The sequence below is a fragment of the Algibacter amylolyticus genome (assembly GCF_014202225.1).
GTDB classification, from domain to species: Bacteria; Bacteroidota; Bacteroidia; order Flavobacteriales; family Flavobacteriaceae; genus Algibacter_B; species Algibacter_B amylolyticus.
Map to the genome: position 1 here is coordinate 334,766 of NZ_JACHGE010000002.1, position 12,418 is coordinate 347,183.

Genomic DNA, 12,418 nt, shown 5'->3' on the forward strand with positions numbered 1-12,418 from the left:
AACGCCTGCTTTTATAATTTAAACAAATTATTTTTCTTGACTGCATCCGGATAATTAGTATCAATTAATTTTATTTCGATTAAATTATCAATATCTAAAATCTCAATTTCAGCTATGTTTTCGTTATTATTCATCCAAATATCTGCTTTTTTTTCAATAGATACTTGTTTCCCGTTTTTATAAGTAAGTTTCAAAAACACTGGCAATGGTAAGCCACCAAAGTTTTGAATATACACCTTTGAGTTTTCAAACTTGACTATACCTAAATCACCATACCCATTTTCAAATACCCATTTGTTCCAAAACCAATTTAAATTAGTATTGCTCACATCATTGAAGGTAAACATGAAATCATAGGGTGTTGGGTGTTTTCCTTTCCAACGCTCAATGTATGTTTTTAAACAACTTTTAAAGATTTCTTCTCCTAGTAAATGCTCCAAAGTAAAGTACATGAATGCCGGCTTTCGATAGGATAATTGACTATGAGCAGAGCTAAATGTTAATAAATATGAGGGTGTTATAAGTGGAACATCCCAAATATTTCCTGCATTAGCATTATAACTATTTAAATTTCTATTGAGTTCGGCATCTTCCTTTGGTGTGTTTTTATAATACTCTTGTATAAATTTTATGGTGAAAAAGGTAGCCCAACCTTCTTCCATCCACGAGTATTTTACTTCATTAATGCCCATAAGAAATGGAAAATATGAATGTGCCAATTCATGAAAAGTAACATCTGTATTTTCAAAGTCTTTATCGCTAACCCCATTATTTGCCATCATAGGGAACTCCATCCCGTTAAAACCTGGTACACCAATAAAGGTTGTAAATTGTGGATATGGATACATCTCTTTAGGATAAACCATACTTAAATATTCGAACGATTTTTTTTGCGCATTGATTAAATAGCTTATAGCATCCGCCTTTGAGGGATCAAACACTAAATTTGATGCTATTTTATTATTTTCAATGGTTACCGTATTGCCAATCCACCTAAAGGTATTACTCACACCAAATGCAAAATCGGGTACATATTCTGCTTTGAAATGCCACTCGTTTTTTGTGCCCTTAGCTGAATTAATTGGAGTGCCTCCAGTTAGAATGGTAATTGGTTCTTCTGTTGTTTTGGCTGTGTTGTAGCGTTGCAACACCTCAGGCGTAAAAACGGCTTCTGGATTTTGTAAAATACCTGTAGCCCAAATAGTATAAGTATCAGGAACTTCAATAGTTACATTGAAATCGGAGAAATCATTATTGGTTTCTTGGCTACCCATAAATTCCATCATATCCCATCCGTCTATGTCGTCGTATCTCGCTATTTGCGGATACCAATAGCCTACAAAAGCGCTTGAACTATCGTATGCTCCAATTCGATCCACATGTATTGGAGGCATTTCAGTTGTCCAATCCATAGATATAAGGGCTTTACTTTTAGGAAGTATCCCATTTTCTAGATGTACAATTATATAAGTCCCTAAAACCGTAATTTGACTACTTTTATTAACGTTGAAAGCGGTATTGTTAATTTTTAAATTGGTTATTTGAACACCATCAGTAAGATCTTCAATAGGAACTAAATTGGCTCTAGGTACTCCTTTTTTGTAGTGATTAGGATATAATTTAATATAAATAGCCGTTAAGGTATCTGGGCTATTATTAGTGTATTCAATAACCTCGCTGCCTTTTATTTTCCATGTCTCAGGTTCTATAGCTGCTTTTATTGCATAAGAGCTAAAGTTTTGCCAATAATGATTACCTGGTTTGCCATCTGCACTTCTAGTGTTTGATTTATATGCCTTTTGAAATTCAATAGGTATGTATAAATTTTTTTGTGAATAAAGATTTAGAGAAATAAATACGATTAAAAGAAGTTGATATTTTTTCATTTTAAAAAGGTAGTTTTAATTTATAGGTTTTTCTCTTCGAATCAATGGGATTGGTCAATTTAGCTTTTAAAATTTTAAATGAAAATTATTGATTTTTATTCTTTTTCGGCTTACTTGTATTAGCCAAAGGATTAAAATCCAAACATAAATCTACCCAATACGCCAAATCATCGTCGGTATAAAAACCTTCAGGGGTTACAAAAATATAACCTTTCATGGACCTTCCTGTAAAATCCATGGGTAAGCATTCTGGCTTTTTTAATTCTTTTTCGTATACATCTAAACCAATGCGTGCCATCAATAAACTATCTCCAAAATTTTTATCAATATGAATACCGCATAGCATTTTATTATCTACCTTAAAACATAGGCCACCCATCATTTTAAGCTCAGTAAAATAAGTGTGTTTGTCTTTTAAGTGTTGTCTGATTCTATCTGCTAAAAATTCATCGTATGCCATGGTAATATATTTTTAGTTTATTATATATTTTCCGAATTAAATTATAAACAAACGTATTTGTTTTACCGTAATGAAATGACATAAAACATACCACTACCATAAATAATATAGCACCAAAAATGGCTGTTTCGGGTTCTAAAGATTTGTTTAGAAATCGTTTTAAACCATATCCAGTGTAACTACCATATAGTAGTACGAAATGGATAACATAAATAGATAAGGTTTTCTCTCCTATACGCGCAATAATAGATTGTTTTAAGTATTTTTCGAAGGCATAAAAAACACCAAATAATATAAGGACATTACCAAGTCTTGTAAACAAGTAGTTGTAGTCGGCACTCATTTTAAAAAGCGGGATGGACGTTACAAGGCTTAGTTTTGTAAGAAATAAGGATGAAAAGTAAATAAGAAAAACGCCTGTTACAAAAAAGGAGATTACCGTACTTATTTTAAATTTTTCGCGGTGTACATGCCTAAAAAATACTGTAGAAATAAAGGCGCCAAATGCCGAATACCCAAACCATGGTAAAATTGTAAATATAGAGCCGTTGGTTTTTGTTATATAGTTAGCAAAAACTTTAGGAACGTTGTCTAAAATGATATCTCTATAAAGTGGCTCGGTTACAAAACAAATGCACCCAATAGCAAAAAGTACTATGGAATATAAATAGCTGTATTTTTTAAAAACGCTATGCAGTGCAACCAAAAGAATTAAAGACAATCCTATACATTGCAAAACATCAATAACAAGAATATAGGAATTGAAATAACCATTAATCCAATTAAAAATATTAATTCTTAAACTATAGCCAATAACAAGCAGAAGTAACCCTCTAAATAATCCTTTTTTTATTCTAGCTTTATCATTTCCTTTGGCATACGACCGCAGTAATAAGTACGCGAACACCAATCCAGATATAGTGAAAAAAGTAGGCGCTGTTATACCTCTAAAATATGACCAAATATTATAAATGGCATTGGATTCGTCCCTATAAGCAGGAGCCAACAAAGTATCTATAAAATGACCTTGAAGCATCATTAATATAGCAAATGCTCTAACAGCATCAATAAAGTATAAGCGGTTGGTTTGCGCCATAAATGGGTTTACTGTTATAAATATACTTTTAAATATTTGAAATGAAAGTTTGTAAAGTTATATATTTATAAAATCATAAAAATAATTATGGAACAACTCATAAAAACATTTTCTGATTACGCTTGGGGGTTGCCTTTAGTTATATTACTTATTGGCGGTGGTTTGTATCTTTTAGTACTATCTAGATTTTTACCTTTTAGGTATTTTGGGCATGCTATTCAAGTGTTAAGAGGTAAGTACGACGACCCAAATGATCCTGGAGAAATTTCACATTTTAAAGCCTTAACAACAGCATTATCTTCTACGATTGGTATGGGGAATATTGCTGGTGTTGCTGTAGCTATTTCTGTGGGTGGTCCAGGAGCCATGTTTTGGATGTGGGTAAGTGCTATTGTGGGCATGTCTACTAAATTTTTTACATCATCGTTGGCTATTATGTATCGCGGTAAAGATAGTGCTGGCGAGTTACAAGGCGGACCTATGTATTTTATTCAAGAAGGTTTAGGTAAATCTTGGAAACCTTTAGCGGTTATGTTTAGCCTTTTCGGAATGATTGGCGCGTTACCCGTAGTGAACGTTAATCAATTAACTCAGGCCATAAACGATATTATTTTAATACCAAATGGAGTAGAAGTAGGACTAAAATCGAATCTTATTGTAGCAGCTATACTTGTTGGTTTAACCTCAGTAATTATTCTTGGCGGTTTAAAACGTATTAGTAATGCAGCGTCTAAAATGGTGCCTTCCATGGTACTACTTTATTTTGTTCTCGTGCTTTATATATTAATTTCAAATTATAGCGTCGTTCCTAAATATTTCATATTGATGTTTACAGATGCTTTTTCTGCCGATTTTTATAAAGGAGATGCTTTTATGGGCGGTGTTTTGGGTGCTTTAATATTGTTAGGAATTCGTCGTGGTGCGTTTTCAAACGAAGCAGGTATAGGTACAGCGCCCATGGCTCATGGAGCAGCAAAAACCGACGAGCCTATTCGCGAGGGTTTAGTAGCTATGTTAGGACCAGCAATAGATACTTTAATAGTCTGTACCTTAACCGCATTGGCTATTTTAGTTACTGGTGTTTGGGAAACAACTTCAAATAACGGGGTAAGTTTAACAGCTTCAGCATTTAATCATGTAATGCCGGTTTATGGAAAATATTTGCTAATGGTTTGTGTATTGATATTTAGTATCTCTTCATTATTTTCTTACGCTTATTATGGTAGTAAATGTTTAGGCTTTTTAATTGGAGCAGATAAAAAGCATTACTACAATTATATGTATATATTAAGTATAATTATTGCTGCAACCACCCCTTTTAGTGTGATGCTAAACTTAATTGATGGTGTTTTCGCCCTTATGGCAATACCAACTATGTTAGCTACAATAACCTTAGCGCCTAAGGTAATAGTAGAAGCAAAAAAATATTTTAAAACCTTGTAAACAGTATTGCTATAAGCCTATTTGGGTTATAGTTTATACGGTTTGCCCAATAATTACTAGAGCTTTTCTATACCGATTTATAAATTTGATTATTAACTAAACCAAAATAATATGACAGAAAAAGACAACGCAAAAGCCTATTGGAAAGAAAACATCCGGTACGTTTTAATACTATTAGCCATATGGTTTTTAGTATCCTTCGCAGCAGGAATTCTATTTAAAGACGAATTAAACACCATCAGGATTGGCGGTTTTAAACTCGGTTTCTGGTTTGCACAACAAGGTTCTATGTATGTTTTTGTTGTTTTAATATTTGTATACGTTCGTCTAATGAATAAACTAGATAAAAAATACGGATATGATGCATAGTTTATTAGTTGAAGGATTCGGAGTCCAAAATTGGACGTATGTTTTAGTAGGAATTACATTTACCATATATATAGGTATTGCAATTTGGGCTCGCGCAGGATCGACAAAAGAGTTTTATGTTGCAGGTGGAGGCGTTTCCCCATTAGCAAATGGTATGGCAACTGCGGCCGATTGGATGAGTGCGGCCTCGTTCATTTCCATGGCAGGAATTATTTCATTCGATGGGTACGACGGAGCCGTTTACCTTATGGGTTGGACCGGTGGATATGTGCTGTTGGCTCTATTATTAGCACCATATTTAAGGAAATTTGGCAAATTCACAGTACCCGATTTTATTGGCGACCGTTACTATTCAAACACCGCCCGTTTAGTAGGCGTAATTTGTGCATTAATTGTATCATTTACTTATGTTGCAGGACAAATGCGAGGTGTAGGTCTAGTATTCTCTCGTTTTTTAGAAGTCGATATCAATACAGGAGTTATAATAGGAATGATTATCGTATTGTTTTATGCCGTTTTAGGTGGTATGAAAGGCATCACATACACACAAGTAGCACAATATTGCGTGCTTATTTTCGCATTTATGGTACCAGCCATTTTTATCTCTATTCAAATGACGGGCAATCCCATACCACAATTAGGTTTTGGGAGTCAGTTAGCCGATGGTTCAGGAACTTATTTATTAGATAAATTAGATGGTTTAAGCACAGATTTAGGCTTTAACGAATATACCGAAGGCTCAAAATCTACCATAGATATTTTTGCGATAACCTTAGCATTAATGGTTGGTACAGCAGGATTACCGCACGTAATTGTACGTTTCTTTACCGTTAAAAAAGTAAAAGACGCCCGTAAATCGGCAGGTTTAGCATTATTACTCATCGTTATTTTATACACCGCAGCACCAGCTGTATCTGTATTTGCAAGAACCAACATGATAGAAACCGTTTCAAATCAACCTTACGCCAATATGCCAGAATGGTTTAAAAAATGGGAAACAACAGGTTTAATCGTCTTTAACGACAAAAATAACGACGGCTTAATTAATTATGTAGCCGACGAAGCTAAAAATGAATTAGTTGTCGATAAAGATATCATGGTACTCGCCAATCCAGAAATAGCCCAATTACCAGACTGGGTAATTGCTTTGGTTGCTGCAGGAGCATTAGCAGCAGCATTATCAACAGCGGCAGGATTATTATTAGTTATTTCAGCATCAGTTTCTCACGATTTAATCAAGAAAATGATCAATCCAAACATCTCAGAAAAAGGCGAATTAATCGCAGCACGTTTAGCAGCAGTAGTAGCGGTTTGCGTAGCAGGATATTTCGGAATTAATCCACCAGGATTCGTAGCAGCCACCGTAGCATTAGCATTCGGGTTGGCGGCAGCATCCTTTTTTCCGGCTATTATATTGGGTATATTTTATAAAAAAATGAATAAAGAAGGCGCTATTGCCGGTATGGTAGTTGGTATTTTATCCATGCTTTTCTACATGACTAAATTTAAGTTTGGCTGGTTTGGCGGCGGTACAAAAGCCGATTGGTGGTTCGGCATCTCGCCCGAAGGTTTCGGAACAGTCGCTATGATTATCAATTTTATCGTGTCCGTAGTTATCATGAAATTCACACCAGAACCTCCACTAGACGTTCAAGAAATTGTAGAAAACATCAGAATACCAAGCGGAGCAGGAGAGGCTACACATTAATATAAAAATAATTTGGGCGTTACCCAAGGGTCGGGCTTTCCATTACAAGTCCTCGTTTTTGAGCTAAGGCGCAAAAAACTGTGGGCTTTCCACTGCAATCCCTAACGCGGGTTAGTTTGCTATGGTAAGTTTCTTAACAATATTTTATAATAATCCGCCTTAACAAAACAGTCCTAATCTCCATTAATTTATTAATTTAGAAGACACATATTTTTCATCAAATATCTAAACTAAAATTCATGAGTAATTATCACATAAAACATTTAGAAGAGTATTATCAAGTTTATAGAAAATCTGTACGAAACCCAGAAGGTTTTTGGGAGGAAATAGCAGAAGAACATTTTCTATGGCGAAAAAAATGGGATAATGTATTAAGTTGGGATTTTTCCAAGCCAGAAGTAAAATGGTTTGAAGGCGCTCAATTAAATATTACAGAAAACTGTATAGATAGGCATTTGGCCACTAGAGGCGAAAAAACAGCTATTTTATTTGAACCTAACGATCCAAAGGAAGCAGCGCAACATATAACTTATAACGAATTACATAAACGTGTCAATAAATTTGCTAATGTTTTAAAAGCGCAAGGCATCAATAAAGGCGATCGTGTGTGTATTTATTTACCAATGATTCCCGAATTAGCCGTATCCGTTTTAGCATGTGCTAGAATTGGCGCTATACACTCGGTAGTTTTTGCAGGGTTTTCATCTACAGCATTATCAACTCGTATAAATGATAGCGATTGTAAAATGGTATTAACCAGCGATGGGTCGTATCGAGGTGCAAAAACAATCGATTTAAAAGGTATAGTAGACGAAGCTTTAGAGAGCTGCCCAGGAGTTAAAAACGTTTTAGTTGCAAAACGAATTAACTCAGATATAAATATGGTTTCTGGTCGCGACCAATGGTTGCAACCCCTTTTAGATAATGCATCAGAGCATTGCGAAGCAGAAATTATGAATGCCGAAGATCCTTTATTTATTTTATACACATCAGGATCAACAGGTAAACCAAAAGGTATGGTGCATACCACCGCCGGATATATGGTTTACACCGCATATACCTTTAAAAACGTATTTCAATACCGCGAAAACGATGTGTATTGGTGTACTGCCGATATTGGTTGGATTACCGGACACAGTTATATTGTATATGGCCCGCTAGTAAATGGAGCCACTTCAGTAATGTTTGAAGGCGTGCCAAGTTATCCTGATTTTGGTCGTTTTTGGGATATTATTCAAAAGCATAAAGTCAATCAGTTTTACACCGCACCAACAGCAATTCGCGCCTTAGCAAAACAAGGGGCAGAGTTAGTTGAGAAATACGATTTATCATCTCTTAAAGTTTTAGGTTCGGTGGGCGAACCAATAAATGAAGAAGCATGGCATTGGTATAACGATAATGTTGGTAAAAGAAATAGCCCTATTGTAGATACTTGGTGGCAAACCGAAACAGGAGGTATTATGATTTCTCCAATTCCGTATTCAACACCTACTAAACCAACTTATGCTACGTTACCGTTTATAGGTATTCAGCCAGCTTTAATGGATGAAAACGGCGATGAACTTAAAGGCAATCAAGTAGATGGTCGATTATGTATTAAGTTCCCTTGGCCATCCATGGCTAGAACCATTTGGGGAAATCATCAACGTTATAAAGAGACCTATTTTTCAGCCTATGAAAACAAGTATTTTACTGGCGATGGTGCACTTCGCGATGAAGTAGGATATTACAGAATTACGGGTAGAGTAGATGATGTTATTATTGTTTCAGGACATAATTTAGGCACTGCACCAATTGAAGATGCCGTAAACGAGCATCCAGCCGTAGCAGAATCTGCCATTGTTGGCTTTCCGCACGATGTTAAAGGAAGTGCTTTATACGGTTATGTAACCTTAAAAGATACAGGAGAAAGTAGAAATCACGATAACCTAAGAAAAGAAATAAATCAAATTATAACAGAGAGTATTGGTCCAATAGCTAAACTAGATAAAATTCAATTTACTAGTGGGTTGCCAAAGACCCGATCTGGTAAAATTATGAGACGTATTTTACGTAAAATTGCACAGAAAGATACCGGTAATTTGGGAGATACTAGTACATTATTAAATCCAGAAGTTGTTCAGGAAATTATGGATAATGTGCTTTAATTTCTATAAATAAAACTATGCTAAACTTGGTTTTCATCTTAACATGAAAATCAAGTTTAGTTTTATTAAAAGTCAATATTCAAGTCTATTTACCCAATAAATAGCCCCATTTTAAATTTTTGCGCTTATCCAAACGCGATAAGATTTTCAAAAACACAATTGCTGTTATAAGGGCATCACCATTTGCCGTGTGTCTATCTACTTTAGGTACATTTAATTCTTCACACAAATCATCCAAAAAGTAATGTTTTTTTAAGCTTTCTTGATATATTTTGTGTTTCGATTTGTTAAATAATACGCCGGTATCAATAAATTTATTTTTTAATTTTCCTAAGCCATGTCTAGAGAGCATTTCATTCATCATGGTTTTATCAAAATTCGCATGGTGTGCTACTAAAATGGCATTTTTTATATAATCTAAAAACACTTTTATGGCCTCTAGTTCCGTTATTTTCTCAAAATCACTAGACTTCATTATTTCATGTATTTTAACCGTGTCTGGATTAAAAATGTCTTGTTCTAAATATAATTCAAGACTTTGATTTACCGGAATTGTTTTATTTACAAAAGCAACAGCGCCAATGGATAGTATTCTGTCTTTTTTCCTGTCGAATCCAGTAGTTTCCGTATCAAAAGCAACAAAACGTGTTTCGCCAATTGGTGTTTTCTTCTCGTTTTTAAAATGATTAAGATAAGCCAACCAAAAATCTGGATAATCTTTTTTACGCTTTTTAAACCAACTAATCATATAAAGTTTTTTAAATCAAATCTATTTATTAAAACTTCTTGAATTTCGTGTATAGGCTTAAAGCATCGTCTTAGTTTTAATTTTTCCTCTTTAGTTAAAGTTTTAAGGTTTATAAATTTTCCGGAATTACCATTTAATAATCCTTGTTTGGTTTTAAATTTAGAAAGCGCCTTAAAAGCATAGGAGCAAGATTCGTATAACTCTGAGTTTTCAGGTTCTAGTTCTGCTAACTTTTCAAAACGCTCGTAGGTGTTATTAACACCTTTTATTTGCTTGTTTAAAATGAGTAGTCTAGCCGCATCAACTAAAGGCATAATGGCTCTGCTTTTTATGTTGAAAAGCTCCTTTTGATCACCGTTTTGCTCGATTAAAAATTGTTTAAAAAAACCAAGTGGCGATGGACTTTTTACAGCATCTCTACCTAGAAATTTATAAAACAGCGAGGCCTCATTTAAGGTTTTAAAGATGGTGTCTGTAACCTTATCTGTGAGATTGCTATTACCATAAACAGCATTGAAATCAAAAAAGACAGACGATAGTAAAATGGCCTTTTCATCTGGATTTAAAATCCAAGTTTGAAATTGGTCTTGCCATTCTGAAAGCGATTTGCACCACTCTGGGTTACTAGCCATCATATCGGCTTCGCAATACTCAAAACCTACTTTATTAAGTGTTTTATTAACGAGCTTTGAAAGTTCTAAAAAATAATCTTTAGTTTCAGAATAGCCTTTTTTAGAAACATTTTCAAAAATCAAGGCATTGTCTTGGTCGGTAAATAGTAATTGTTCACGCCTACCTTGACTTCCTAAGGCTAACCATGTAAAAGAAACTGGTGGAGCTGTAGGCATTTTTAAAACAGCCAATTCAATGGCTCTTACAGTTACCGCATCATTAATTTGAGAAATCAATTTAATAATATGTGATAAGGGAATGTTTTGATCTAAATAGCTTTTTAATAAACCATTGGCTTTATGTCTAGCAGCACGAAGTTTTTTAGTCCGTTTGGCTCTTTTTATATCCTTTAAAATTACAGTAGGGTTGTTACCCAAAGTGGTTAAAACATCGTGGTGCGTTAATACACCTATTAATTTAGAGTTTACAGTGCCATCTTTGGTAATACATAAATGCCCAATACTATTTTTTATCATTTGTAATTGACCGTCGGCTACTGTTAAGTCTTTTTTTGCTGTAATTACAGGAGAACTCATTATTTGAGTTACTTTAGTTTCAATAGGAAAAAGACCTGTTGCAATTTTATTTTTTATATCGCTATTGGTAATAATACCAACAGGCTTTTTATTAGAATCAATAACAATTATACAACCTATTTTATGCGTACACATTTTTTTTGCTGCACTTTTTAAGGTGGACGATGTACTGCAAGTAATGGGCGCCTTCGTGTAATTTGCGGTTTGAAAACTTACAACATCCTGAGAGTTGCTGGGAATATAATCTACAAAAATTTTGCCTGCTTGTTCAGAGGTGTAAGGTGTGTAATCATTTGAAGCAAAAGCGGTAATTAAATACTTTTGAATGTTAACACTTTTATCCGTTACCGTCTGAAAAATAGAAATTGGAATGGCGTAAATTATAGATTCTTCGTTTGCAGTGGCGTTAAGGTGGTACGGCGTTTTTGCAATTAAAGCTCTTAAGCCAAATAAATCCCCTGTATCATGAATGTTTGTAATTTCATTTACATCGCCGTTTTTATAGTACAAGCTTACGGCTCCGTCTCTAACTACATAAAAGCAATCGTGGTTAATATCTCCATTTTTAAAAATAGTATCTCCTTTTTCCAAATAGATAATGCTAACCTGTTCTGCTATTAGCAATAGGCTAGCTGTATTAATCAAATTAAATGGCGGATAGCGTTTTAAAAATTCACCAACCCGTTCTGCAATTGAGTTTTTCATAAAACTAATTCTAAATTAGTTTGAAATCTAGAAGCAATTCACCTTCAATAGAAGCTTGCAAATGGTCCCCTACAAAATTTTGTCCAGCACCACTTGCCGGTGTTCCTGTAAAAATTAAATCGCCAGGTTCTAAAGTCATGTATTTTGAAACAAACGCTATGATTTCAGCAAAATTATAAATCATATCACTCGTGTTTCCTGCCTGTACTTCCTTTCCGTTAATCATTAAGCTAAAGTTAATGTCGTTAATATCAGAAAAATTGGAAATCGATTTAAAACCATTAACAGGAGATGCCCCATCAAAACCTTTAGCTAATGCCCATGGGCCCTTGTTGGTTCTAGTTGCATTTAGAACATCTTTGGCCGTATAATCAATGCCAATTCCTATCTCGCTTATATAAGATGCCGCATCACTTTCTGCAATATCTTTACCAGATTTTCCAATTTTAGCAACTAATTCTACTTCATAATTTAGTTGGTTAGTAATTTTAGGAAAAGGAATGTTTTTATTGTCTGTAACTAAAGTGCTTTCAGCCTTTAAAAAAATAACTTGATCGCCTGTTTTAAGGGCAGCAATTTCACTCTTATCGTTTACGTAGTTTTTACCAATGCCAATTATTTTCATTGTTTAGTTGTTTTATAATTTTA

The 12,418-nt window shown here is 34.3% G+C and carries 10 protein-coding genes; 4 read left to right on the top strand and 6 right to left on the bottom strand.

The window, feature by feature from the left end; all coding sequences use genetic code 11:
* Positions 1–11: 11 nt before the first annotated feature.
* From HNQ90_RS06550 to HNQ90_RS06560, 3 genes are all read right to left on the bottom strand, one after another.
* The gene (locus tag HNQ90_RS06550; RefSeq protein ID WP_144117074.1) at positions 12–1,886 is read right to left on the bottom strand and encodes a M1 family metallopeptidase; all 1,875 of its coding nucleotides are present in this window, start codon (positions 1,884–1,886) and stop codon (positions 12–14) included.
* Between the two features lie 85 nt (positions 1,887–1,971).
* Positions 1,972–2,346: a TfoX/Sxy family protein gene (locus tag HNQ90_RS06555; RefSeq protein WP_144117075.1), complete on the bottom strand. Its 375-nt coding sequence runs from the start codon at positions 2,344–2,346 to the stop codon at positions 1,972–1,974.
* A complete protein-coding gene (locus HNQ90_RS06560; protein WP_144117076.1) occupies positions 2,333–3,442 on the bottom strand; it encodes a heparan-alpha-glucosaminide N-acetyltransferase domain-containing protein in 1,110 nt (369 codons plus the stop codon). The genes HNQ90_RS06555 and HNQ90_RS06560 overlap by 14 nt, the downstream gene beginning before the upstream one ends.
* 87 nt (positions 3,443–3,529) lie before the next feature.
* Between HNQ90_RS06560 and HNQ90_RS06565 the strand changes: the two genes are divergently transcribed.
* From HNQ90_RS06565 to acs, 4 genes are all read left to right on the top strand, one after another.
* Entirely contained in the window at positions 3,530–4,885 is a 1,356-nt protein-coding gene (locus tag HNQ90_RS06565) for an alanine/glycine:cation symporter family protein (RefSeq protein ID WP_144117077.1), read from the top strand.
* A 111-nt stretch (positions 4,886–4,996) separates the two neighbouring features.
* Positions 4,997–5,254 carry a DUF4212 domain-containing protein gene (locus HNQ90_RS06570; RefSeq protein ID WP_144117078.1) on the top strand — a complete coding sequence of 86 codons (258 nt, stop codon included), beginning with the start codon at positions 4,997–4,999 and terminating at the stop codon, positions 5,252–5,254.
* Positions 5,244–6,962: a sodium:solute symporter family protein gene (locus HNQ90_RS06575; protein ID WP_144117079.1), complete on the top strand. Its 1,719-nt coding sequence runs from the start codon at positions 5,244–5,246 to the stop codon at positions 6,960–6,962. The genes HNQ90_RS06570 and HNQ90_RS06575 overlap by 11 nt, the downstream gene beginning before the upstream one ends.
* Positions 6,963–7,201: 239 nt before the next feature.
* Entirely contained in the window at positions 7,202–9,109 is a 1,908-nt protein-coding gene (acs, locus tag HNQ90_RS06580) for an acetate--CoA ligase (protein WP_144117080.1), read from the top strand.
* Between the two features lie 85 nt (positions 9,110–9,194).
* On the opposite strand, the gene HNQ90_RS06585 is transcribed toward acs, so the two are convergent.
* The 3 genes from HNQ90_RS06585 to HNQ90_RS06595 are packed head-to-tail and all read right to left on the bottom strand — an operon-like array spanning position 9,195 to position 12,395.
* Complete coding sequence (locus tag HNQ90_RS06585; RefSeq protein WP_144117081.1) at positions 9,195–9,857, bottom strand: 3'-5' exonuclease; 663 nt, start codon at positions 9,855–9,857, stop codon at positions 9,195–9,197.
* Positions 9,854–11,770 (bottom strand): DUF294 nucleotidyltransferase-like domain-containing protein, encoded by a 1,917-nt coding sequence (locus HNQ90_RS06590; protein ID WP_144117082.1) that lies wholly within the window; start codon positions 11,768–11,770, stop codon positions 9,854–9,856. Before HNQ90_RS06590 ends, HNQ90_RS06585 begins: the two co-directional genes overlap by 4 nt.
* A gap of 10 nt (positions 11,771–11,780) precedes the next feature.
* Positions 11,781–12,395 carry a fumarylacetoacetate hydrolase family protein gene (locus tag HNQ90_RS06595; protein ID WP_144117083.1) on the bottom strand — a complete coding sequence of 205 codons (615 nt, stop codon included), beginning with the start codon at positions 12,393–12,395 and terminating at the stop codon, positions 11,781–11,783.
* Positions 12,396–12,418 lie beyond the last annotated feature (23 nt).

Coding starts and splice junctions, on each gene's coding strand:
- HNQ90_RS06550 (WP_144117074.1), bottom strand. CDS start 1,886: ATGAAAAAATATCAACTTCTTTTAATCGTATTTATTTCTCTAAATCTT.
- HNQ90_RS06555 (WP_144117075.1), bottom strand. CDS start 2,346: ATGGCATACGATGAATTTTTAGCAGATAGAATCAGACAACACTTAAAA.
- HNQ90_RS06560 (WP_144117076.1), bottom strand. CDS start 3,442: ATGGCGCAAACCAACCGCTTATACTTTATTGATGCTGTTAGAGCATTT.
- HNQ90_RS06565 (WP_144117077.1), top strand. CDS start 3,530: ATGGAACAACTCATAAAAACATTTTCTGATTACGCTTGGGGGTTGCCT.
- HNQ90_RS06570 (WP_144117078.1), top strand. CDS start 4,997: ATGACAGAAAAAGACAACGCAAAAGCCTATTGGAAAGAAAACATCCGG.
- HNQ90_RS06575 (WP_144117079.1), top strand. CDS start 5,244: ATGATGCATAGTTTATTAGTTGAAGGATTCGGAGTCCAAAATTGGACG.
- acs (WP_144117080.1), top strand. CDS start 7,202: ATGAGTAATTATCACATAAAACATTTAGAAGAGTATTATCAAGTTTAT.
- HNQ90_RS06585 (WP_144117081.1), bottom strand. CDS start 9,857: ATGATTAGTTGGTTTAAAAAGCGTAAAAAAGATTATCCAGATTTTTGG.
- HNQ90_RS06590 (WP_144117082.1), bottom strand. CDS start 11,770: ATGAAAAACTCAATTGCAGAACGGGTTGGTGAATTTTTAAAACGCTAT.
- HNQ90_RS06595 (WP_144117083.1), bottom strand. CDS start 12,395: ATGAAAATAATTGGCATTGGTAAAAACTACGTAAACGATAAGAGTGAA.